The organism is Pseudomonas sp. Marseille-Q5117, from assembly GCF_946901175.1.
Lineage (GTDB): Bacteria > Pseudomonadota > Gammaproteobacteria > Pseudomonadales > Pseudomonadaceae > Aquipseudomonas > Aquipseudomonas iranensis.
Window position 1 is genome coordinate 127,119 of record NZ_CAMPPP010000007.1, and the last position, 22,560, is coordinate 149,678.

General features: G+C 51.8%; 18 protein-coding genes and 3 pseudogenes. 12 read left to right on the plus strand and 9 right to left on the minus strand.

What is annotated here, in order from left to right; all coding sequences use genetic code 11:
- Window positions 1–90: 90 nt before the first annotated feature.
- A complete protein-coding gene (locus OC605_RS13585) occupies window positions 91–1,002 on the plus strand; it encodes a LysR family transcriptional regulator (protein WP_262137682.1) in 912 nt (303 codons plus the stop codon).
- A gap of 115 nt (window positions 1,003–1,117) precedes the next feature.
- Complete coding sequence (locus OC605_RS28180; RefSeq protein ID WP_410056000.1) at window positions 1,118–1,291, plus strand: hypothetical protein; 174 nt, start codon at window positions 1,118–1,120, stop codon at window positions 1,289–1,291.
- Between the two features lie 396 nt (window positions 1,292–1,687).
- Here OC605_RS28180 and OC605_RS13590 read toward each other — a convergent pair whose 3' ends face one another.
- Window positions 1,688–1,828: a LysR family transcriptional regulator gene (locus OC605_RS13590; RefSeq protein WP_262137684.1), complete on the minus strand. Its 141-nt coding sequence runs from the start codon at window positions 1,826–1,828 to the stop codon at window positions 1,688–1,690.
- Window positions 1,829–2,176: 348 nt separating this feature from the next.
- Between OC605_RS13590 and OC605_RS13595 the strand changes: the two genes are divergently transcribed.
- From OC605_RS13595 to OC605_RS13610, 4 genes are all read left to right on the plus strand, one after another.
- The gene (locus OC605_RS13595) at window positions 2,177–3,208 is read left to right on the plus strand and encodes an amino acid ABC transporter substrate-binding protein (RefSeq protein WP_262137686.1); all 1,032 of its coding nucleotides are present in this window, start codon (window positions 2,177–2,179) and stop codon (window positions 3,206–3,208) included.
- A 72-nt stretch (window positions 3,209–3,280) separates the two neighbouring features.
- Entirely contained in the window at window positions 3,281–4,462 is a 1,182-nt protein-coding gene (locus OC605_RS13600) for an amino acid ABC transporter permease (protein ID WP_262137688.1), read from the plus strand.
- A gap of 10 nt (window positions 4,463–4,472) precedes the next feature.
- On the plus strand, window positions 4,473–5,570 hold the full coding sequence (locus OC605_RS13605) for an amino acid ABC transporter permease (RefSeq protein ID WP_262137690.1): 1,098 nt from the start codon (window positions 4,473–4,475) through the stop codon (window positions 5,568–5,570).
- An 11-nt stretch (window positions 5,571–5,581) separates the two neighbouring features.
- Window positions 5,582–6,346, plus strand: a complete 765-nt coding sequence (locus OC605_RS13610) for an amino acid ABC transporter ATP-binding protein (protein ID WP_262137692.1) — start codon at window positions 5,582–5,584, stop codon at window positions 6,344–6,346.
- 106 nt (window positions 6,347–6,452) lie between these two features.
- On the opposite strand, the pseudogene OC605_RS13615 reads toward OC605_RS13610, so the two are convergent.
- From OC605_RS13615 to OC605_RS13630, 4 genes and pseudogenes are all read right to left on the minus strand, one after another.
- Window positions 6,453–7,311, minus strand: a pseudogene (locus OC605_RS13615) (transposase); the annotation flags it as partial.
- 108 nt (window positions 7,312–7,419) lie between these two features.
- Window positions 7,420–7,889: pseudogene (locus OC605_RS13620) on the minus strand (tyrosine-type recombinase/integrase).
- A 206-nt stretch (window positions 7,890–8,095) separates the two neighbouring features.
- Complete coding sequence (gene acs / locus OC605_RS13625) at window positions 8,096–10,063, minus strand: acetate--CoA ligase (protein ID WP_262137694.1); 1,968 nt, start codon at window positions 10,061–10,063, stop codon at window positions 8,096–8,098.
- 687 nt (window positions 10,064–10,750) lie between these two features.
- Window positions 10,751–12,235, minus strand: coding sequence for an amino acid permease (locus OC605_RS13630; protein ID WP_262137696.1), 1,485 nt, complete (start codon window positions 12,233–12,235; stop codon window positions 10,751–10,753).
- 380 nt (window positions 12,236–12,615) lie between these two features.
- Here OC605_RS13630 and OC605_RS13635 point away from each other — a divergent pair, with 380 nt between their 5' ends.
- From OC605_RS13635 to OC605_RS13650, 4 genes and pseudogenes are all read left to right on the plus strand, one after another.
- Window positions 12,616–13,044: a LysR family transcriptional regulator gene (locus OC605_RS13635; RefSeq protein ID WP_262137699.1), complete on the plus strand. Its 429-nt coding sequence runs from the start codon at window positions 12,616–12,618 to the stop codon at window positions 13,042–13,044.
- Window positions 13,044–13,386, plus strand: a pseudogene (locus OC605_RS28020) (ATP-binding protein); the annotation flags it as partial. The gene OC605_RS13635 and the pseudogene OC605_RS28020, both read left to right, overlap by 1 nt.
- A 380-nt stretch (window positions 13,387–13,766) precedes the next feature.
- Entirely contained in the window at window positions 13,767–14,618 is an 852-nt protein-coding gene (locus tag OC605_RS13645) for an SDR family oxidoreductase (RefSeq protein ID WP_262137700.1), read from the plus strand.
- Window positions 14,619–14,785: 167 nt separating this feature from the next.
- Entirely contained in the window at window positions 14,786–15,682 is an 897-nt protein-coding gene (locus OC605_RS13650; RefSeq protein WP_262137702.1) for an alpha/beta hydrolase, read from the plus strand.
- Between the two features lie 353 nt (window positions 15,683–16,035).
- Here OC605_RS13650 and OC605_RS13655 read toward each other — a convergent pair whose 3' ends face one another.
- On the minus strand, window positions 16,036–16,455 hold the full coding sequence (locus OC605_RS13655; protein ID WP_262137703.1) for a winged helix-turn-helix transcriptional regulator: 420 nt from the start codon (window positions 16,453–16,455) through the stop codon (window positions 16,036–16,038).
- 628 nt (window positions 16,456–17,083) lie between these two features.
- Between OC605_RS13655 and OC605_RS13660 the strand changes: the two genes are divergently transcribed.
- On the plus strand, window positions 17,084–17,992 hold the full coding sequence (locus OC605_RS13660) for a LysR family transcriptional regulator (RefSeq protein ID WP_262137705.1): 909 nt from the start codon (window positions 17,084–17,086) through the stop codon (window positions 17,990–17,992).
- 87 nt (window positions 17,993–18,079) lie between these two features.
- Here OC605_RS13660 and OC605_RS13665 read toward each other — a convergent pair whose 3' ends face one another.
- The 3 genes from OC605_RS13665 to OC605_RS13675 all read right to left on the minus strand — a co-directional run bounded on the left by OC605_RS13665 (window position 18,080) and on the right by OC605_RS13675 (window position 21,150).
- Complete coding sequence (locus OC605_RS13665) at window positions 18,080–19,063, minus strand: bile acid:sodium symporter family protein (protein ID WP_262137707.1); 984 nt, start codon at window positions 19,061–19,063, stop codon at window positions 18,080–18,082.
- Between the two features lie 55 nt (window positions 19,064–19,118).
- Window positions 19,119–20,792 (minus strand): dihydroxy-acid dehydratase, encoded by a 1,674-nt coding sequence (gene ilvD, locus OC605_RS13670; RefSeq protein ID WP_262137709.1) that lies wholly within the window; start codon window positions 20,790–20,792, stop codon window positions 19,119–19,121.
- 115 nt (window positions 20,793–20,907) lie between these two features.
- On the minus strand, window positions 20,908–21,150 hold the full coding sequence (locus tag OC605_RS13675) for a hypothetical protein (RefSeq protein WP_262137711.1): 243 nt from the start codon (window positions 21,148–21,150) through the stop codon (window positions 20,908–20,910).
- Window positions 21,151–21,560: 410 nt separating this feature from the next.
- Between OC605_RS13675 and OC605_RS13680 the strand changes: the two genes are divergently transcribed.
- Window positions 21,561–22,463 (plus strand): transporter, encoded by a 903-nt coding sequence (locus OC605_RS13680; RefSeq protein WP_410055998.1) that lies wholly within the window; start codon window positions 21,561–21,563, stop codon window positions 22,461–22,463.
- Window positions 22,464–22,560 lie beyond the last annotated feature (97 nt).

The window sequence follows — 22,560 nt, forward strand, 5'->3', positions numbered from 1 at the left end:
CCCTTTACGGAATTAGAACGATAGTAAGCGGCGCCAGATATGCCGTAAAATACCGATAAATGATCACCGCTATGCCGCAAAGGTATCCCCATGGATCTCCGACAATTACGTTATTTCGTATCCGTCGCTGAGCACGGCAGCATCAGCCTTGCCGCTCAAACGGTTCACATTGCGCAACCCGCATTGACGCGACAAATCCAGGCATTAGAAGAGGAGCTTGGAACGGCGCTGTTCGAACGAACGACGCGAGGAGTATTGGTGACTGACGCAGGAAAGCAGTTACTCACGGATGCACGCCGGCTTCTCGATGATTCCAGCGCGGCTATGGAACGTGCTAAAAGAGCTGGACGAGGGGAAATTGGACATCTTTCCATTGCCCTTCCCTCAATTCCCATTGTGGCACCAATAATTGCAGAAGTTCTAAGAACTTATCGACGAGAGGTACCAGGCGTTTCGGTAACGTTACGTCATCTTGTTTCAAACAACCAATTAAGCATGTTATTGAATGGTCAATTAGATGCTGGGTTTTCGCTCTTTAGGCCACTAGACGATCCTGGTTTCGAGGGAATTCCAGTCTATTCAGAAAAAATGTTACTGGCGTACCCCGCAGACTGGGAATGGAGAAGGGGCAAACCTAAATTTTTACGAGATCTGAACAAGGAGGAGTTTATATGGCTACCCCGAAATGCCGCACCTTCTTGGCATGATGAGATGATCCATTGCTTCTTCAACGCGGGGTTCATACCGAAAGCTTCGGTCAATGGCGTTGATGTAGCATCTATGCTAACTCTGGTTGCAGCAGGTATGGGCTGTACGGTACTCCCAGAGTCAACCAAACCCTATGCCCCAGATTCTGTGCTATTCATGGAAATTTCTGATTTGAACATCAAGCAGAATTGGGAGCTTGTTTGGCGGACCGACAACCGCTCATCCCAGTTATCGCATTTCGTTGAGATGGTCAGATCGTATATAAATTCTCATGAGGATTTTAGTTTCAATTAGTAGTGACTGTAAAGAGCCGCAGACCTTGCAGGGAGATCATTCGCACCAGCAAAATTGACGATGATATTTACAAGCTATTTTGATCTTTCTAGAAACAATTGTCACCGGCAAGCGGGTGATAGAATCCATCGACCGGCCTGACCAAGCGCCAACAATTAGTCGATTAGCCGGTTATTACGTCAGAGTGGCCGACTGGGTTTTGCCCTTGTTACACGATCGACCGGTATCACTCGTCCGGGCACCCGAAAGCATCGAGGGGGGAGCAATTCTTTCAGCGCAACGCTGCTAGTCTAACCATCCCTGAGATCGAAGGGATTCATCGCCCGTCGGGAAAGCCTGCAATGCTGTTCAACGCAGACCTGCATTGTCAGCGGCCTGCCGAAATAGCCTCATAAACTGGGCCGACCCGGGCTGGAACGGCATCTCGCCGAAGCCAGGGTCGATGTTCGGGCGGTCCGAACACGGTTCCGCGCTGGCGCACATTTCGGAACAGGAAGCGGTATAAATCCGCATCTTTCACTGCCCAATTATTCCGCGAGAACTCGAAATCTCGTGGCATGTTCAGCTCCATGCGATTCGTCGCATGGGCTCATCGAAGTCGACGATTAGGGTGGTTGCTCGTTCAAGATGAGGCTGCCGGCCTTGGGGTCGAGCGGTGGGGCACGTCCAGGGCGCCTTCAAGCTGTTAGATCTTTCTCGCTACTGTTGAGATCGAGACGAGGCTTTCCTTGGCGACTGCTGAAAAGCTGCCGGCCTCGATCACCTTCATTAAGCTCCTCATCGCGCCTAGATCGTCGCTGCTGGAGTCTTTCAACTTGGATTTCATTGATGACCTGTCTTTGCATAATTTGCAAAACCGATTTCGATTTTACAAAAAACCGGTCTTCTACGCAAAGGTATAGAATCGGTCTGACTCGAATTGCGCGGGTAAGTCACGCACTCCGTTCGAAACCATCTGTTGGTTATGAAAATTCGACTCGGTAATTCACCATATGCGCAACATTTTATCGTAGTTCCCCCAGTACACACCCATTGCAGAAGGGGTGTTGAGAGCGAATATCATCATGGAAAAATGATATCTGATGGCTGGGAGTTGCCATCACTGGTTGCCTCGACTCTCGCTCAAAGCGCGTTCCTGACTATTACAACAATAAGAGCAAAATTGGAGGTTCGAATGAAGACGTTTAAATCCACCCTGGCCGTGGTAACTGCAGCTGCAGTACTCGGTGTCAGTGGGTTCGCTCAGGCGGGTGCAACCCTGGATGCGGTGCAGAAGAAAGGTTTCGTGCAGTGCGGTGTCAGCGACGGATTGCCGGGATTCTCGGTTCCGGATTCTACCGGCAAGATGGTTGGCATTGATGCTGACTTCTGCCGTGCTGTTGCTGCTGCCCTGTTTGGTGATGCGACCAAGGTCAAATTTACCCAACTGAATGGCAAAGAGCGTTTTACCGCACTGCAGTCCGGCGAGGTCGATCTGCTGTCGCGTAACACCACCATGACCAGTTCCCGTGACGCCGGCATGGGGCTGAAATTTCCTGGCTTCGTCACTTATTACGACGGCGTAGGCTTCCTGGTTAACAACAAACTGGGCGTGAAAAGTGCCAAGGAACTGGATGGCGCGACTATTTGCATTGTGGCCGGTACTACCACCGAGTTGAACGTTTCCGACTACTTTCGTGGCAATGGTCTGAAATACACCCCGATCACTTTCGACACCACTGAAGAAAGCGCCAAGTCGCTGGAGTCCGGCCGTTGCGACGTGCTGACCTCCGACAAGTCCCAACTGTTCGCTCAACGCACAATGCTGGCCTCGCCGAAGGACTACGTTGTGCTGCCGGAAACCATTTCCAAGGAACCACTGGCCCCAGTCGTGCGTAACGGCGACGACGAGTGGCTGGCCATCGTGCGCTGGGTTGGCTACGCCATGCTCAACGCTGAGGAAGCTGGAATCACCTCGAAAAACGTCGAAGCTGAAGCCAAATCCACCAAGAACCCGGACGTTGCGCGCCTGCTCGGTGCTGACGGCGAATACGGCAAAGACCTGAAAGTGAAGAAAGACTGGGTTGTCCAGATCGTCAAGCAAGTTGGTAACTATGGCGAAGTGTTCGAGCGCAACCTCGGCAAGAGCACCCCGCTGGAAATCGACCGCGGCCTGAACGCCCTCTGGAACAATGGCGGCATTCAATACGCACCTCCTGTGCGCTGATCGCTGATGGTTCTGTTACCCGGTGGCCCAACCACCGGGTGATGTTCTGTTCCATTCTTTCCGGGGCACTTCATGCAAAATCAAATCGGCGCACCAAAGCGGATGTTCAGCTTCAGCGATCCCAGAGTGCGTGCGTGGCTCTTCCAGATCATCACGATTGTGGTGGTGATCTCGCTAGGCTTTTATCTTTTCAACAATACCCAGACCAACCTTCAGCACCGAGGTATTACCTCGGGTTTCGACTTTCTTGAGCGCAGTGCCGGCTTCGGCATCGCGCAGCATTTGATCGACTACACCGAATCGGACAGCTATGCCCGGGTCTTCGTGATCGGTTTGCTCAACACCTTGCTGGTGACATTCATTGGCGTGATCCTGGCGACACTGCTGGGTTTCGTCATCGGCGTGGCGCGCTTGTCGCCCAACTGGATGATCAACAAGCTGGCGACGGTGTATGTGGAAGTGTTCCGCAACATCCCGCCGCTGCTGCAGATCCTGTTCTGGTACTTCGCGGTGTTCCTGACCATGCCAGGGCCGCGCAACAGCCATAACTTCGGCGACACCTTCTTTGTCAGCAGCCGTGGCCTGAACATGCCGGCAGCGCTGGCCGCTGATGGGTTCTGGCCGTTTGTGGCCAGCGTAGTGGTGGCGATCGTCGCCATCGTGCTGATGGCGCGCTGGGCCAACAAGCGCTTTGAAGCCACCGGCGTGCCGTTCCACAAGTTCTGGGCCGGCCTGGCGTTGTTAATTGTGATCCCGGCATTGTGCACCTTGATCTTCGGCGCGCCGCTGCACTGGGAAATGCCCAAGCTTTCGGGCTTCAACTTCGTTGGCGGCTGGGTGTTGATCCCTGAGTTGCTGGCGTTGACCCTGGCGCTTACCGTTTACACGGCGGCGTTTATTGCCGAGATCGTGCGCTCGGGCATCAAGTCCGTCAGCCACGGCCAGACCGAAGCCGCGCGCTCCCTGGGCCTGCGCCCTGGATCGACGCTGCGCAAGGTGATCATCCCGCAAGCCTTGCGGGTGATCATTCCGCCGCTGACCAGCCAATACCTGAACCTGGCGAAAAACTCCTCGCTGGCTGCCGGTATCGGTTACCCGGAAATGGTTTCGTTGTTTGCGGGCACGGTGCTCAACCAGACCGGCCAGGCCATCGAAGTTATTGCCATCACCATGAGCGTGTACCTGGCGATCAGCATCAGCATTTCCCTGCTGATGAACTGGTACAACAAGCGCATAGCGCTGATCGAGCGGTGAGGAAACGCACATGAGTTCGCATACGTTCAAACCTGATATGCCACCTCCGAGCAAAGTCTTCGGGCCGATTCCGTGGATGCGCGCCAACCTGTTTTCCAGCTGGCTCAACACCCTGCTGACACTATTGGCGTTCTACCTGATTTACCTGATCGTGCCGCCGATCCTGCAGTGGGCGATTATCGACGCCAACTGGGTCGGGACCACACGCGCCGATTGCACTAAAGAAGGCGCCTGCTGGGTGTTTATCCAACAGCGTTTCGGGCAGTTCATGTACGGCTACTACCCCGGCGACCTGCGCTGGCGCGTGGACCTGACCGTGGGGCTGGCCATCGTCGGCGTGGCGCCGTTGTTCATCTCGCGTTTTCAACGCAAGGCGATCTACGGCCTGAGCTTTCTGGTGTTTTACCCGATCATTGCCTACTTCCTGCTGCACGGCGGGATCTTCGGCCTGACCAACGTGGCCACCAGCCAGTGGGGTGGCCTGATGCTGACCCTGGTCATCGCCACGGTCGGCATTGCCGGCGCCTTGCCGTTGGGCATTGTGCTGGCGCTGGGGCGGCGCTCGAACATGCCGGCGATTCGAGTGGTCTGCGTGACTTTCATCGAATTCTGGCGCGGCGTGCCGTTGATCACTGTGCTGTTCATGTCCTCGGTGATGCTGCCGTTGTTCCTGCCCGAAGGCATGGGCATCGACAAACTGCTGCGGGCGCTGATCGGCGTGATTTTGTTCCAGTCGGCCTACGTCGCTGAAGTGGTGCGCGGTGGCTTGCAGGCGATTCCCAAGGGGCAATACGAAGCGGCTGCGGCGATGGGCCTGGGTTACTGGCGCAGCATGGGTCTGGTGATTTTGCCGCAAGCCCTGAAGATGGTGATCCCGGGCATCGTCAACACGTTCATCGCGTTGTTCAAGGACACCAGCCTGGTGATCATCATCGGTTTGTTCGACCTGCTCAACAGTGTCAAGCAAGCCGCCGCCGACCCGAAATGGTTGGGCATGGCCACTGAAGGCTACGTGTTCGCCGCCCTGGTGTTCTGGATTTTCTGTTTTGGTATGTCGCGCTATTCCATTCATTTGGAACACAAGCTCGACACAGGCCACAAGCGTTAGGAGTTGTTGTTATGAGCGAAGCGATCAAACAGCCTGTGAGCCCTGAAGGCATTATCCAGATGCAGGGCGTTAACAAGTGGTACGGCCAGTTCCACGTGTTGAAAGACATCAACCTCAACGTCAGACAAGGCGAGCGTATCGTGCTGTGCGGCCCGTCGGGTTCGGGTAAGTCCACCACCATCCGTTGCCTCAACCGTCTGGAAGAACACCAGCAGGGCCGCATCGTGGTTGATGGCGTGGAGCTGACCAACGACCTCAAACAGATCGAATCGGTCCGTCGCGAAGTCGGCATGGTGTTCCAGCACTTCAACCTGTTCCCGCACCTGACCATCCTGCAGAACTGCACCCTGGCGCCGATGTGGGTGCGCAAGATGCCCAAGCGCAAGGCCGAAGAAATCGCCATGCATTACCTGGAGCGTGTGCGCATTCCTGAGCAGGCGCACAAGTACCCGGGGCAACTGTCCGGTGGTCAGCAACAGCGTGTGGCGATCGCTCGCGCGCTGTGCATGAAGCCGAAGATCATGCTGTTCGACGAACCGACCTCGGCACTCGACCCGGAGATGGTGAAAGAGGTACTGGACACCATGATCGGCCTGGCCGAAGACGGCATGACCATGCTCTGCGTGACCCACGAAATGGGCTTCGCCCGCACCGTGGCCAACCGCGTGATCTTCATGGACAAGGGTGAAATCGTCGAACAGGCCGCGCCGAACGACTTCTTCGACCACCCGCAGAATGAACGCACCAAGCTGTTCCTGAGCCAGATCCTGCATTGATCGACGGCCGGCTGTGAAATAGACCCGGACTGAGTTCCGGGTTTATTTTTGGTGCGCCCAGCATGGGCGCAATCTTTTGGGTGAAAGTCCCGCCGAAAGAGGAGTTTGCCGCAGAGGCTTGGTTCGCCATATTGCTCAGTTGCCCACGATCATTACCAACGTTGATCACCTCATGGGCAATTATCAGATGGTGTTTGTCGTCAACAGCTGTTTGTACGTTGTAGCCAACCGTTCCGGTGCCTCGGCCGCTCGTGGCCATTGAGCGTGCATCTGGGCCTGTGGGGGATATCTGCTGGTCTGGACTTTCGTGGAGCAACGTCTCGATTTCCTTGAGTTTCTGCATCTGCTTTTTCAGTGTTTCTATCTTTTCTTTAAGCCGCTCCAATTTGGCCTCGGCCACTTCGGGCGTTGCCCGATCAGCCGAACCCATCGCCGCCAGATATCGTTCAATGCTCTGCTCGATCTGCTATATGCGAGCCTTCACCTTGCCCTGAGTTAAATTACGGTCGCGATTATCGACGGCTTTGAATTTGCTACCGTCGATGGCGATGATCGATTGGGAGAAGAGATTGAGGTTGCGACAACGCACTATGAACTGGCGGCAGGCGCTGCGAATGGCTTTGCCGTTGTCCTTGCGAAAGTCGGCAGTGGTTTTGAAGTCCGGAACCAGACGCACCGTTAGCCACATCAACTCGACGCTGCGCTCGGCCTCGCGCTCAAGACGGCGGCTGGACTGAGTCCGATTGAAATAGCCGTAGATATAGATCTTCAGCAACACCGCAGGGTGATGGGCCGAACGACCAGTTGCGGCAGGATCGACGCCCTCAAAACCGAGTGCGCCCAGGTCGAGTTCATCGACGAAAACATCGACCACGCGCGCTGGTTTCTCCGGCTACGTAATTGTCCAGACACTCCAGATGCAAGGTGACTTGCGTCCGAGCCTCACCCTCAATAAATCGCTTCATGATCGCCCCGCTACGATCTCGACGATCAGAAGATTAGACAATTGCGAGTGTTTTCACACAGCCTGGGTCGGATAGCGACGGTCTAGCATTGACCGTCGCGGCGGGTGGTCATACTCCTGTCTGCTCCGCCATTTCCAGGGCACCATCGACCTCGATTCCCAGGTATCTGACAGTGCTTTCCAGCTGCGTATGACTAAGCAGGAGTTGGACAGCTCTCATGTTCTTTGTCCTACGATAGATGTCGCCCACGCTTTGAACATTCGAGCGTATTGTCTGGTAGAGATGGTCTTAGTCGTGCAACCGGGCTGGAAACAAGAAGTCCTCGCTGCGGAGATGCGCCCGATGCATCCAGCCCTCCAGAACTGTTCGCCTTTGCTCAGTAATTTCAAATTGCACTGGATGCTGGGTTTTCAGCTGCATCACGCTAGCCCGTGACGACACATGCTTCTCATGGGCTATGTCTCGCACTCGCAGTTTGGTTAAGTCACTGGCACGTAGCTTGCCGTAGGTGGCCAAGTTGAATAACGCCAAATCACGTGTCTTCTCAGCAAGCTGAAGTCTTACCCGGATGCCCAGATATCTCTTACTCGGAGCGGGGCTTTCTACCTGACAAGCTTTCCCTTGTTCCAAGGCTGATGGCTATAGCAATAGTGTTCATGGCTCGTCCTCCCAGTTGAGGGAGGACAAGTGTGGATCAGTCACAACGGGTGGTGGTCGCCATTCGACCCGATGTGGACGATGGGCACTTAGTAAAATCCGCTTAGAAAATGACTTTTGGATTTATCTACGAAATCCGGGGCGATTCACTCATGCTTCGGTGCGTGTTGATCAGTTTCAGCACTACGTCAGGATCGGCCAGGGTGGAAATATCCCCCAGCCCCTCATATTCGGCCGTGGCAATCTTGCGCAGAATCCGTCGCATGATCTTGCCCGAACGGGTTTTCGGCAGCCCCGGCGCCCACTGAATGACATCCGGCGAGGCAATCGGACCGATCTCTTTACGCACCCAGTTCTTCAGTTCCAGGCGCAGTTGCTCGTTCGGCTCTTCGCCGTTTTTCAGGGTGACATACACATAAATGCCTTGCCCCTTGATGTCGTGCGGCACGCCGACCACCGCCGCTTCGGCGACTTTCGGGTGCGCGACCATTGCGCTTTCTATCTCGGCGGTGCCCATGCGGTGGCCGGAGACGTTGAGCACGTCATCCACGCGACCGGTGATCCAGTAGTAACCATCGGCATCGCGACGGGCGCCGTCACCGGTGAAATACATGCCACGGAAGGTCTTGAAGTAGGTATCGACGAAGCGGTCATGGTCGCCAAACAGCGTACGCGCCTGGCCTGGCCACGAATCGAGGATCACCAGGTTGCCCTCGGCCACGCCTTCGAGGATGTTGCCCAGGTTGTCCACCAACGCCGGCACTACACCGAAGAACGGACGTGCCGCCGAACCCGGCTTGAGGCCGTGAGCGCCCGGCAGCGGGCTCATCATGTTGCCGCCGGTTTCGGTCTGCCACCAAGTGTCGACGATCGGGCAACGGGATTGGCCGACGTTCTTGTAGTACCAATCCCACGCTTCCGGGTTAATCGGCTCACCGACCGAACCCAACAGTCGCAGGCTGCTGCCATCAGCGCCTTCAACAGCGGCCTTGCCCGACGCCATCATCGCGCGGATCGCGGTGGGTGCGGTGTAGAGGATATTGACCTTGTGCTTGTCGACGATCTTCGCCACCCGGGTGATGTCCGGATAGTTCGGCACACCTTCGAACAGCAGCGTGGTCGCGCCATTGGCCAGCGGGCCGTAGACGATGTAACTGTGGCCGGTGACCCAACCGACGTCGGCGGTACACCAGTAGACTTCGCCCGGACGGTAGTCGAACACACGCTCGTGGGTCATCGCCGCGTACAGCAGATAACCGCCGGTGGTGTGTTGCACGCCCTTCGGCTTACCGGTCGAACCGGAGGTATAAAGGATGAACAGTGCTTCTTCAGCGCCCATTTCTTTCGGCGCGCAGACACTGCCCGCCACTTTCATCAGGTCTTCGAACCAGATGTCGCGATGCTGGTTCCACTTGATGTCGCCACCGGTGCGCTGGCACACGATGACTTTCTGGATGCTGCTGGTTTCCGGGTTGGTCAGCGCGTCGTCGACGTTGCTCTTGAGCGGGATCTTCTTGCCGGCACGAATGCCTTCGTCGGCCGTGATCACCACTTTCGATTTGCAGTCGATGATCCGACCCGCCAGGGCTTCCGGCGAGAAACCACCGAACACCACCGAGTGAATCGCGCCGATCCGGGTACACGCCAGCATGGCGACCACGGCTTCAGGGATCATCGGCATATAGATAGTCACCACGTCGCCGCGGTGTACATCCTGGCCGCGCAAGGCGTTGGCGAACTTGCAGACTTGTTCGTGCAGCTCGCGGTAGGTGATGTGGCGGCTTTCGGCAGGGTCATCCCCTTCCCAAATAATCGCGATTTGATCGCCGCGCTCGGCCAGATGACGGTCGAGGCAGTTGTAGGAAACGTTCAGGGTGCCGTCGGCGAACCATTTGATGTCGACATGGTGATCGTCGAAAGAAGTCTGTTTCACCGTGGTGAAAGGCTTGATCCAGTCGAGGCGCTTGGCTTGCTCGCGCCAGAAGCCGTCCGGGTTAACGACCGACTGCTGGTACATGGCCTTGTAGGTCGCCTCATCAGTCAGCGTATTGGCCAGAACCTCGGGACGAACGGGATACAGGGAAGCCGCACTCATCTTTCTTACCTCGGTGGAATAGTTGTTTTTGTGATCTGTAACTGTTCTATAGCCTGAACATTTGGCATTGTTGGAATCATCCCATGTGCTAAGGGGCCAATGCCCGCGTAGACCCACGGTTGATACTCTCAATGGCGAAATGCAAATCCTTAAGGGACTGAGAAGATTGTCTTGCAGACCGACGGGGTCCACCATCACTGAGCATTGACGAACCTGCTTGTCCGCACTGCCGGATGTTTCAAGACTGATATCGCGGATGTACGTCGAGTTGCGATAGATTTCCTCTCGTTGCACTCTGTTCTTCGTCGTCCGCGGCAATCTTCAGGTTTATGTCAATGATGCGATTAATGGCCATACCTACCCGCTCGAGCGTTTCATTGGCTGCATTGGCCTCAGCTGAGCGCCGACGCGGCGATCTACCAGATCGAAAAGCGCAACGTATTCACCACCGATCCTGTGGGCTCGAAGTTCAGCGTGGCGGCAGGCGAGGTGCACAACCAACGAACGTCGAAAATCCAAGACGATGAGGCTTTGGGCGTTTTTACACACTCAGGGCAAGAAGCGGGCGTTCATCTATGTGTTTTAGCTAACCCGATCCACTTAGCCGACCTAACAAAACCGAGCAGATCAGTGCCAGTCAATAGGAGAGGCCGCTCTGTAGAGCGGCCTCGATTCATGCTTAGCTCATCAGGCCTTGCTATGAGAGGCGGGGAGATCGGAAACTGCAGCAACCTGAGTCCGATTCTTGGTAAGGCGCCAGCCTAAAGTCAGACCGACCGCTAGCACTGGAATCATCGCTACCGTAGAGGTCCCGCTCGGGTAGTCAAACGCCATGAGAATGACCACAACGAGAAGAAAAACAAGCGTCGCCCACGAAGTAAAGGGTGCACCTGGCATGCGGAACGAAACACCTCTTATATCCCCCCGCTTCACCGCCTGACGGAATCGAATTTGACAAAACACGATGAAGCCCCATGTCGAAATAATACCAAGCGCGGCTACGTTCAACACCACCTCGAATGCGTGGGTTGGGACAAGGTAGTTCAGTGGTATACCGATGGCGATGACAGCGACAGTAACCAAGATCCCGGCGTAGGGAACACCTCGGGAGTTCATTCGAGATACATAACCTGGTGCCGAGCCGCCCATGGCAAGGGAGCGAAGAATGCGTCCGGTAGAATACAATCCTGAGTTCAAGCTCGAAAACGCAGCCGAAAGCACGACGATATTCATTATAGTGCCCATGTAAGGCACACCAAGCTTACCGAAGAAGGTTACGAACGGGCTTTCCGAGCCACTGTAGGCTGTCCATGGTAGGAGCAAGGTCAACAAGACTACCGATCCCACATAAAACAGGCCTATGCGCCACATGATGGTGTTGATCGCCTTCGGTAGGACCTTTTCCGGGTTCGCAGTTTCACCGGCCGCTACACCCACGAGCTCGATACTTGCATAAGCAAATATCACACCCTGAATAATAAGTACGGCGGGTATCAAGCCATGGGGAAAGATGCCTCCATTTTCTGCGATTAAGTGCAATCCGGTCGCGTGACCATCAATAGGATGTCCGCTTGCCAAAAACACTACACCTACTATTAAAAAAAGACTTATGGCAACCACTTTTATCAAGGAAAACCAGAACTCCAGCTCTCCAAAGTATTTTACTCCGATCATATTGATCACGGTCACGATTGCCAGTGAGCCAAGCGCGAAAACCCACTGAGGGGCATCGGAAAATGCTCCCCAATATTTCATGTAAATCGCGATTGCGGTAATATCGACAATACCGGTAGTTGCCCATGCAAGGTAGTACATCCAACCCGCGACAAAAGAGGATCGCTCGCCTAGAAACTCGCGGGCATAAGAGACGAAGCTCCCGGTCGTTTGCCGGTGCATCACCAGTTCACCCAAGGCACGCATGATGAAGAAAGCAAAGATCCCGCAGACAAGATAGGTTACTGCGAGAGCAGGCCCTGCGATCTGCAGACGTGCGCCCGCTCCCAAGAAAAGACCCGTACCGATCGCACCGCCCATGGCAATCATCTGCACATGTCGGGGTTTAAGCTTTTTCTCGTATCCAGCTTCATGTGATGCGAAGAGATCTTCGTTACTGACATGGGAGGGGTCAGAATGACCGGTCTGTGCGCCGGCACTTTTGCTGACGTGCTTCATGAGCGTCTCCTTGATACATGCTTCTTTGGAAGCGATTGTTGTAATAGTTAGGAAAGCATTTTGAGCGAGGGTCGAAGCAATCGATAACGGCCAAGCCAGCCATCACATCGATTATCTCTATCATTTTTCCGTGATGATATTCGCTCTCAACGCCTCTGCTGCGTATGCCCAGAGGGAGCTACGATAAGTTGCTGCCTTGACAGTTGAGCTTGTTACTTGAATTGCCGAGTCGAATTTCATAACCAACAGATGATTTTCTAACAAAGCACGTGACTTACCCGCAGCAATCCGAGCCAGATCGATTCTATACCTTTGCGTAGAAGACCGGTTTTTTGTAAAATCGAAATCGGTTTTGCGAATTCTGCAAAGACAGATCATCAATGAAATCCGAGTTGAAAGACTCCAGCAGTGACGATCTAGGCGCGATGAGGAGCGTCATGAAGGTGATCGAGGCCGGCAGCTTTTCAGCAGTCGCCAAGGAAAGCCACGTCTCCACCTCGACAGTAGCGAGAAAGATTTCACAGCTCGAAGGCGCCCTCGGCGTGCCCCTACTCCACCGCTCGATCCACAAAATCAGCCTGACCGAGGTCGGCAGCCTCTATCTTGAACGAGCAACCACGCCAATCGCCGACTTCGATGACACCATGCGCGTGGTCGCGGAGCTGGACGCCACATCCAGCGGCCCCCTCAAACTCACCGCGCCAGTCGCATTCGGGCGCCGCTACCATGCACCATTAGTGGCGCCCTTTCTCGCCCACTATCCTACGATCCAGCTCGACGTGAGGCTGACTGACAATCACCTTCCCTGAAAAAGTACGAGGGTAAGGCAGGCCCAATTGCTCAAGGGCGGCTACAGACAGACCTGGAGATACTCGATGAACTGGGTATTTGCCCTTCAGCCAGAGCAGCGGAGCCCTGTTATTTCACCTCTGTCCAAGCTGTACGAGCACACCAACGTTGTGATCACGGCCAACCTCAGGTTATCAGAATGGTCGAGTGTATTCGGCGACGCCAAGATGACCAAGGCATTGCTGGATCGGCTGACACACCACTACCACATCGTCGAAGCGGGCAACGAGTCCTACCACCTGCAACACAGCAGCTTGGTCGCCCAGACAAAGATCAAATCACGTGAGCGAAAGCGCAAGCGCGATGACGGCTCCGAGGACGATGAGCCGTTTAATAACCTTCCGCATGCCTGCATGCGGAGGGGCTCAGTGCCGATGTCAGCGGGACACTGCTGCTAGGCTTATCCACAATTGCTGATGCGAAAATCAGCAATCCGCCTTGGGTCAATTTTCAATCGGCAGGGTGGGTTTGTTTTCATTCAGCGCCGACAACAGAAATACTTCAGGTCGATGCTAAACACCTGAATTTTATCGGTAACGAAAAAATTAAAAAAATGATTTGAAACCGAAGCAACAACTGATATCAGATAATTGCGTACCAGCTTCCCTTTTTGTGCGTACTTACAAAATTAAAATTTTACTTTTAGAGTGACATTTCTATTTAAAACGATGGATAACTTGTTATGACTATCGCCATTACCGGAGCCACTGGGCAGCTAGGTCGCCTGGTCGTGAATCAGCTAAAAATGAAATCATCAAATGAAAAAATTGTCGCTTTGGTACGTGATAGAGAGGCTGCGTCTTCGCTTGGAGTGGAGGCGCGGAGTTTTGACTATGAAACTCCTGACAAGCTCGCAAGCGCTCTCAATGGAGTTGAGGTTCTGCTTTTGATCTCGAGTAATGCCATTGGTCAGCGTGTCAGGCAGCACGCAAATGTCATCCGAGCGGCTAAGGAGGCGGGAGTCAGGCGTATCGTATACACAAGCCTGCTTAGTGCAGATACGTCCCCGTTAAGTCTAGCTGCGGAGCACGTTCAAACTGAGGCAGACCTCAAGGCATCTGGTGTCGTTTATACAGTACTCCGCAACGGCTGGTATACCGAGAATTACACCGCTTCGGTTCCCGCCGCACTCACTAATGAGGCGCTCTATGGATCTGCCGGAACAGGACGTATCTCATCAGCTCCGCGCAAGGATTATGCCGAAGCAGCGACGGTAGTACTTACGACGAATGGACATGAAGGGAAAACCTACGAGTTAGCGGGAGATCATGCCTATACGCTTCAAGAACTGGCAGCAGAAATTTCCAAACAAATTGGTAGGGCGATTCCCTATGTAGATATTCCTGAAAAAAGCTACGCTGAAGCTCTTATCGAGGCTGGCGTAGAAGAAAATTTTGCAAAAGCGATTGCATCTTGGGATGACGGAGCATCTAAAAATGCACTATATTCAAGTGACAAGTCTTTATCCAAAATAATCGGACACCCTACAACAGCCCTTTCATCATCTGTTCGAGTGGCATTGGCGCAAAAGTAGAAGCTTGCTATTCAATCGCTCAGATAGGCAGTTGTTTAAGGAACCACATAACGCTGCCCAATATTTAATTAAATATGCCCGAGCAACATGCCGCCTTCAAGCAGAAGGCTATTTATATAAATAAAAGACCAAAATACTACCATTTACTAAAAGGTTTAAGATAGCACATGGATAATTTTGAAAAGAGAATCCGACTTGACTTCCCAGGAATCCCTGACAAGGATGTATTAGAGTATTTAAAGGACGGCGGTTATTACCCACCAGCCCCTGAACTTACCCGGACACCTGGCATCCCGCAGGGTTTTATAAAAAAATACGTCTCGACAGACAGCAAAAAATATGGCGCTAAAAACCATGATTTCTGGATTTATGTTCCCGCTCAATACAATGAGTGTGAGTGCACACGATTAATGGTTTTCCTAGATGGCTCATCATACCTGAGCAACGACGACGCTAAATACTCGCTCTCGGCACCTACCGCACTTGACAATTTGATACATGATAAGAAAATACCACCAATTATAGGTGTGTTTATTAATCCATCACATAGTGGGGTTGGACTTCCCATTTATGGCGGAGAGGGCAATAGAAGCGTTGAGTACGACTCTGTAAATTCTGATTACGCAAATTTTCTTATCAAAGAAATTCTTCCAACTGTAGAAAATGAATACAACATCTCCAAGGATCCAAGACATCGTGCAATTATGGGAGCTAGCTCTGGCGGCGCAGGTGCATTTGGTGTGGCATGGCATCGCCCTGATTCATTTGGGATAGTCATATCGTCAATAGGAAGCTTTGTAAATATTCGAGGAGCAGACTCTTATATATCCCTTGTCAGGCACAGTAAAAAGAAGTCGATTAGAGTTTACTTGCAGGATGGTAAAAGCGATTTAGATACAGTATTTGGTAACTGGAGGCTGGCTAATGAACAGTTGGCATCATCTCTTGAATACAAAGAGTACACTTACCGTTTTGAACAAGGCGAGGGCGGGCACAATTATAATCATATTGCATCTTTGATTGGGGATGTATTGCGGTGGGCCTGGAGCGATCCATCACAATAACACTCCATAAACAAGCTCCACAAAAGACAGGAGCACCGCTCCCCCTTTATATTAGGTGATAGGTAAATCGTTACGCTATGACTAACTTAAAGATAAGTACAAAGAACAAATTATCCCTGGTTCCCAAAATCATTGAGCCAGGGCGATGCGTTCCGGTGGCAGTTCAACATTAAGATATAAACTAAATCCCCCTACAGAAATGACTGAAAAGTTAGTACATAAGCTTGCGAACATCAATATTAGATTAAAATATTTGGCTATACTCCGAAAAACCTATAGCACAACAGCCTTATTGCAACATTACGCAGCGCAATCAAATAACGCGCATGCAGTTAAAAAACAACAATTCGCTATTAATTGTCGCTAGTTCCTTTTTCTTTGACATCCACAATCACGTTGACGTTGCACTCGATCCAATCGACCAGGCTCTGAATCTTCTCTGCAGCAGTAATACCAAGCTCGGTTAGGGTATATTCTACATGTGGAGAGTTAGTGCTGAAATCTTGTCGCAGCAGCATGCCATCACTTTCGAGCGATTGTAAAGTTTGGACGAGCATTCGTTCACTTACTCCATCGATTTTTTTTCTAAGTGCGCCAAATCTATGAGTCCCTCCAAGTAAAGTAACTAAAACTAGAACCCCCCACTGACTCGTCAGGTGCTTGAGTATTTTTCTAGATGGGCACGCCGAGGCCATAATATTACCTCGGGAGAGCTTGTCAGCGATTGGGATCTGTGAGTCCACAATGCTAGCGTCAAGATTTTTGAGTCCCATTGTGTCATTAGCTCTTAAAAACAAGAGTTAATAGTAATCGCCTGTACTCATTTGTCAATGTCGCCCGAGCATATCCTCGGCTCCGAGTCAGCCGATGTTTATGCTGAATCTATGAAATCACCAACTTCCCTTTTTGTTAGTACTTACATGATTCTCGCCGCACATTTATAGTCCTATTGCTAGCTCATCCCGATTGAGAATCTGTTATGTCCACAGGCGCTACCTTGCCACTCCCTTTATGGGGCGTGTTGTGTTAAATCCTGCATAACAGGAGGGTGATGCACGCTTTTTTGGTTCTAAGCTGAGTTTCTGTATTCGAGACTCAAGTGGAACTATTTGCGGAATAGTCCTCATGCAGGTGGTTTGCTAATAACCGTTGTTTGGCTACAACCCTACAGCCGATAGTATTTTGGAGTCGGCGTTTCACATGCCTGAGGGTAAAGAGGGGGGGATTTTGTTCAATGCGTGAGCTCTTTAGATGTATCAGGCGCCTCCTTAAGCTTACAAGACCGCATGAGGCTTATGGATCACAATGGATTAACTAGGCTCCCGAGTTTTTTCCTTTATTTATTAAATTTCATTATCAATTTTTACGGACAAAAACAATTAATTTACCGGAAGAGCGGCGATGAATACGAAAGACCTGCGACAACTTCGACACTTTGTTACTGTAGCTGATGAACTACATTTTGGTCGCGCCGCGGAGCGGCTCAGCATGACCCAGCCACCACTTAGTCAAAGTATTTTAGACCTTGAGAAAAAACTAGGCTTTCGTTTGTTTGATCGAAACAAGAGGAACGTATCACTAACTCCGGTCGCTGCACTGTGGTTGCCGTATGTGAAAAGTGTTCTTCACGACGTTGAACACTTGCCAAATGTTGCTCTTCGTTTAGAAAAAGGCGAGATAGGCACGGTTTGCTTAAGCTTTGTAGGGAGCGCAATCTATAGTGTATTACCCGGCCTTGTTGCAAGCTACAAAAACAAGTTTCCTCAGGTTGAAGTAACGCTGCGAGAATCAACAACCGACTTACAAATTAGAGGGCTTCTTAGTCGGGACATAGATGTCGGCATCATAATACCATCTCATGATTCAGTGCTTCCGAGCGAGCTAAATTCGAAGATCATAAAATCTGAGCCGCTGGTGATTGCTGCCCCTGCAGACATGTTGCAGGGGCAATTACACTTAGATTGCGAAGATCTTATCGAGCTTAGCTCAGTTATATCCCTACCACTAATCCTTTTTCCTCGTGACTTCTCTCCCGGCTTGTATGATTTAATAATTCGTTATTTTGAGTTAAGAGGCCTTAAGCCAGTGTTCGGGCAACAGGCCGTTCAGATGCAAACGATGATCAGTTTGGTATCGCAAAACATGGGATACGCGTTAGTTCCTAGCTCGATGAAAAATTTGACTAGGCGGGGCGTATTTTATTTCAGTATCAAGGGGGCGTGCCCAACTATTGAGACAGCTATAGCTTGGAATGCCCATGGTGAATCTCCAGCGGTCACTGCGCTGGTAGGGCTGGCTCTTACGTTATAGGAAGTAGCTTACTTATAAAATTAGTGCTGTATAAGCCTCTATTATTGTACCGCGGCCTCAAGAATTCGAGGCCGCAGTACATACAAACTACTGAAGTATTTTGTTAGTGCTTCCGTTTTCACCAGGCTTAACATCCGAGTGTGAATCTTCTTTCATTTTCCTGAAGTACGTGGACAAAAGTGCGCCAGATATATTATGCCAAACACTGAACAAGGCACTCGGAACAGCGGCAATGGGTGAAAAGTGCGCGCTAGCCAAGGCAGCACCGAGCCCGGAGTTTTGCATACCAACCTCTAGGGAAAGAGATTTTCGTTGCGCAAGCGGAAGCTTAAAGAGTTTTGCAGTAAAGTAGCCGAGCAGGAAGCCAAAAGTATTATGTATAATAACTACGACAATAATTACAAGCCCGGACTCAGCAATTTTTGACTGACTATTCGAGACTACCGCCGCGACAATCATCACTATGCTAACTACCGATATCAAAGGTAGTATGTCAATTGCTACATCTATCCTCCTCCCCATAATTTTCTGAGCCATAACCCCCAAAATTATTGGCAACATTACCATCTGTAGTATCGAATAAAGCATATCTATAAAAGAGACAGATAAATAGGCAGATGCAAGCAACCAAATAAGTGCCGGAGTCAAAATTGGAGCAACTAATGTCGTGACCGCCGCAATAGCTACGGCAAGGGCTAAGTCCCCCTTGGCCAACCAGGCCATAACGTTTGATGAGGTTCCGCTAGGACAACACCCAACCAATATTACCCCTATGGCAATTTCTGCAGGCAGATGGAAAACCTGACACAGTAACCACGCAACCCCTGGCATAATAATAAAATGTGCTATCACACCTAATGCGACTCTTCCTGGATGCCGGATCACCTCTGAAAAGTCTTCGATTTTCAGTGTTAAGCCCATTCCAAACATCACTAAACCCAAAAGCGGAATGATGGCAGGCTTTAGAAAGATGAACCACTGCGGCATAAGATATGATAGCACTGCAAATATTAGAACCCAGTATGCAAACGTATTCCCGAGAAACTTGCTGAGAATTATTATAGCGCGCATATGCAATCCTTTTATATTTATAAATTAATACAGAAGTTATATTGCGGCCTGTTATTCACCCCGTGCTCGCCCCCTCATTGGCCGGCTTAACTAATGCTGCAAACTTAGCTAATACGCCACGCGTATATCGTTGAGGAGGAGGCGTCCATAGTGAGCGCCGGTTTCTAAGCTCTTTTTCAGAAACGTGAAGTTCTAGAGTAAGACTACTAGCGTCAATGGTAATCATATCTCCATTTTCTACTAGGGCAATTGGCCCGCCAACGTAGGCTTCAGGTGCTACATGCCCAACGACTAATCCCCAAGTGCCACCTGAAAATCGTCCGTCAGTGATCAAACCTACGCTCTCGGCCAATCCTCGCCCCACAAGCGCAGATGTCGGGGCAAGCATTTCGGGCATTCCTGGGCCGCCCTTCGGCCCAAGATATCGTAGCACCATGACATCTCCGCTTTCGATCACCCCATCAAGGATGGCGTTCATTGCAGATTCTTCGTCTTCGAAAACACGAGCCCTACCTGTAATGGAGGGATTTTTCAAGCCTGATATTTTAGCGACAGCACCATTCGGGGCCAAATTGCCTTTCAAAACGGCCAAATGTCCGTGCTGATATAGAGCGTTCTGAATGTGGTAAATTACCTTCTGATCAGGGGGTGGAAGGTCAGGTACTTGAGCTAACTCTTCCGCGAGAGTTCTACCTGTAATTGTAATACATTCGCCAAACAGCAGACCCGCATTTAAGAGGATTTTTAATACTTGAGGTATGCCCCCAGCTTTTTGAAGGTCTACAGCCATGTAATCGCCGGATGGTTTTAGATTACAAATTACAGGCACCTTTCGCCTAACTCGCTCGAAATCATCGAGTGTCCAATCCACCTCGGCGGCATCTGCAATCGCTAAGTAATGTAAAACGGCATTGGTGGAACCTCCAGTCGCCATAATTAATGACACTGCGTTTTCTATTGATTTTCGAGTTATTATTTCCCGAGGTTTTAGTTTGCGTTCAACGGCTGCGACCAATACTTCGCCTGCACGCTTTGCAGATATCAAAATTTCTGGATCAGGGTTTGCTAGAGTCGACGTGTTTAGCAGGGACATGCCGAGGGCTTCAAAAGAGGAACTCATGGTATTTGCCGTATACATCCCGCCACACGATCCGGTAGTCGGGCATGCATTACGCTCAATTCCATCGAAGTCTTCCTTGGTCATCGCCCCAGCCATATATGCCCCTACAGCTTCGAACGCTGAGACAATTGACAGATCTTGGTCCTTCCAACGACCGGGTTTGATCGTTCCACCATAAACGTAGATCGCTGGAACATTTGTCCGGACGATTCCGATCATTCCGCCAGGCATGTTTTTATCGCAGCCGCCAAGCACTAATACGCCGTCCAACCACTGACCTTGTACTACTGTTTCAACACAATCAGCTATAACCTCTCGAGATATGAGCGAATATTTCATCCCCTCTGTTCCCATTGCCATACCGTCAGATATTGTCGGAGTGCCAAATACGAGAGGGTTGCCTCCTGCAGTCTTGATTGCCAATGTTGCGGCATCGGCAAGTGGCTGAAGACCTGCATTACAGGGAGTGATTGTAGATTGCCCGTTGGCTATCCCGATCATGGGTTTATCGAAGTCGGCCTCTTCGAAGCCTAGTGCGTAATACATCGCTCTGTTTGGCGATCTCGAAATACCTTGTGTGACATGTTTTGAGCGTTCATTTGAAGCCATAGTCCACCTGCTCTTTTTTGTTTTTTTTGAGGGTAAGCGTCAACGCACCATCTGAGAAATATATTATTTCGACACGAAAAGGTCGGAGCAGATATGAGTCAGCCACAGTCCCGGCTCAGACGGCGGGTCTGGGTGCGCATTTTCCGACGGGCTGTTGCCGGCGGTATCGTCGTTGAGCGGGTTTGCGAAACGCCGCGCCGAAGTCGGCGGAGAAGTGCTGATCCTTAAGCAACTCGGCCGCTTCAACGCATACGCCATCCAGCAGATTCATTTTCTTGATGATATGGCTGATGTCGACGCTCAACGACTTGGCAAGCCTGGCCGGCGTCACGCCGCGCTCGACTGCACGCCGAATCATGAAGTGTATTGAGGCCGGTGCCGAATTGACCCAGGTGCCGGCGCAAGACAGACCCATCTCCAAATCGACACCACAGGTAATGGTTCGCGAGGAACAGACTGCATCAGTGACATCTCGAAACCTGGGTCAATTCGGCGTCGGCATCGACAGTACCGATCCAATGACACGCAAACCTCACCAATGTCCGGCTCTCACCTTCCGTTAAAACTTATTCGCTCCTGAATACTTTTCTTAAGCAAATGCTGACCCCGGCTTGATCCAGGGCTGTCAGGTCACGCCAGGCCAAATGCATAATCAATTGTTTTTAAACATATTTAATCGTATTTCAAGACTTTCGTGAACTTGGCACAAGGATTGATAAGGCAGTACCTGCCGATAAGGCGAATAACAAAAATAAGGAAACATCAATCATGGCAATGCTCCGTCTTAACGCTTTGCGCTTCGCCTGCCTGTCTTCGCTTGCACTGTTCACAAGCCAGGCCGCTATGGCCACCGAAGGCGGAGGTTCCAGCGCGCCGATGGGCGCGGATAACTGGGCGATAGCCGCGATGCCCCCTCCGGGACTCTACGCACAGATCTTTGCCAGCCACTATCAGGCCGATTCCCTGCGAGACAATCATGGGAACAAGGTGCCGGTTGATTTTTCGGTAAGGGCAGACGCCGTTTCACCACGGCTGATCTGGGTCACCGATCAAAAAATATTGGGCGGGTCACTGGCGTTCCACTCGATCATGCCGCTGGTGGACATGAAGGTCGATCTCAACGGCCAGTCCCAAAGCAAGCGAGGTCTGGGCGATATGTACTTCGGTTCGGCTCTGGGTTTCCATCACAGCGACAAACTGCACTCCCTAATCGCGCTCGACGTGATCGCCCCAACCGGCGAGTACGACCGCCACGACCTGGCTAATATCGGCCGCAACTACTGGGTGGTCGAACCGGTCATCGCAGCGTCGTACATCGACCCCACAGGCCTGAACGCCGACATCAAGATGATGTACGACTTCAACATCGAAAACAGTGCCACGAACTACCGCTCCGGGCAGGAGTTCCACTTCGACTATTCCGTCGGCTGGGCGGTATCACCGAGCTGGGTGGTAGGAGTGGGTGGTTATTTCTATCGCCAGACCACCGACGACCGCGCCGATGGCGACGAGCTCACCGCTAACAAGGGCCGGGCGTTCGCCATTGGGCCTTCTATCAAGTACGACAGCGGCAAGGGCTGGTTCCTCAGCGCCAAATGGCAACAGGAAAGCAGCGTGCGCAACCGCGCCGAAGGCGATGCCTACTGGTTAAAGCTGGTCTTTCCAATCTGATCTCAACGTTTCCCCGAACCCCGAAACCAGGCCGCAAGCCAGACTTTGCGTGCCTGATGGCCAGGTTCCAGGCATCTGTCTACCCGGCCACGCCTGC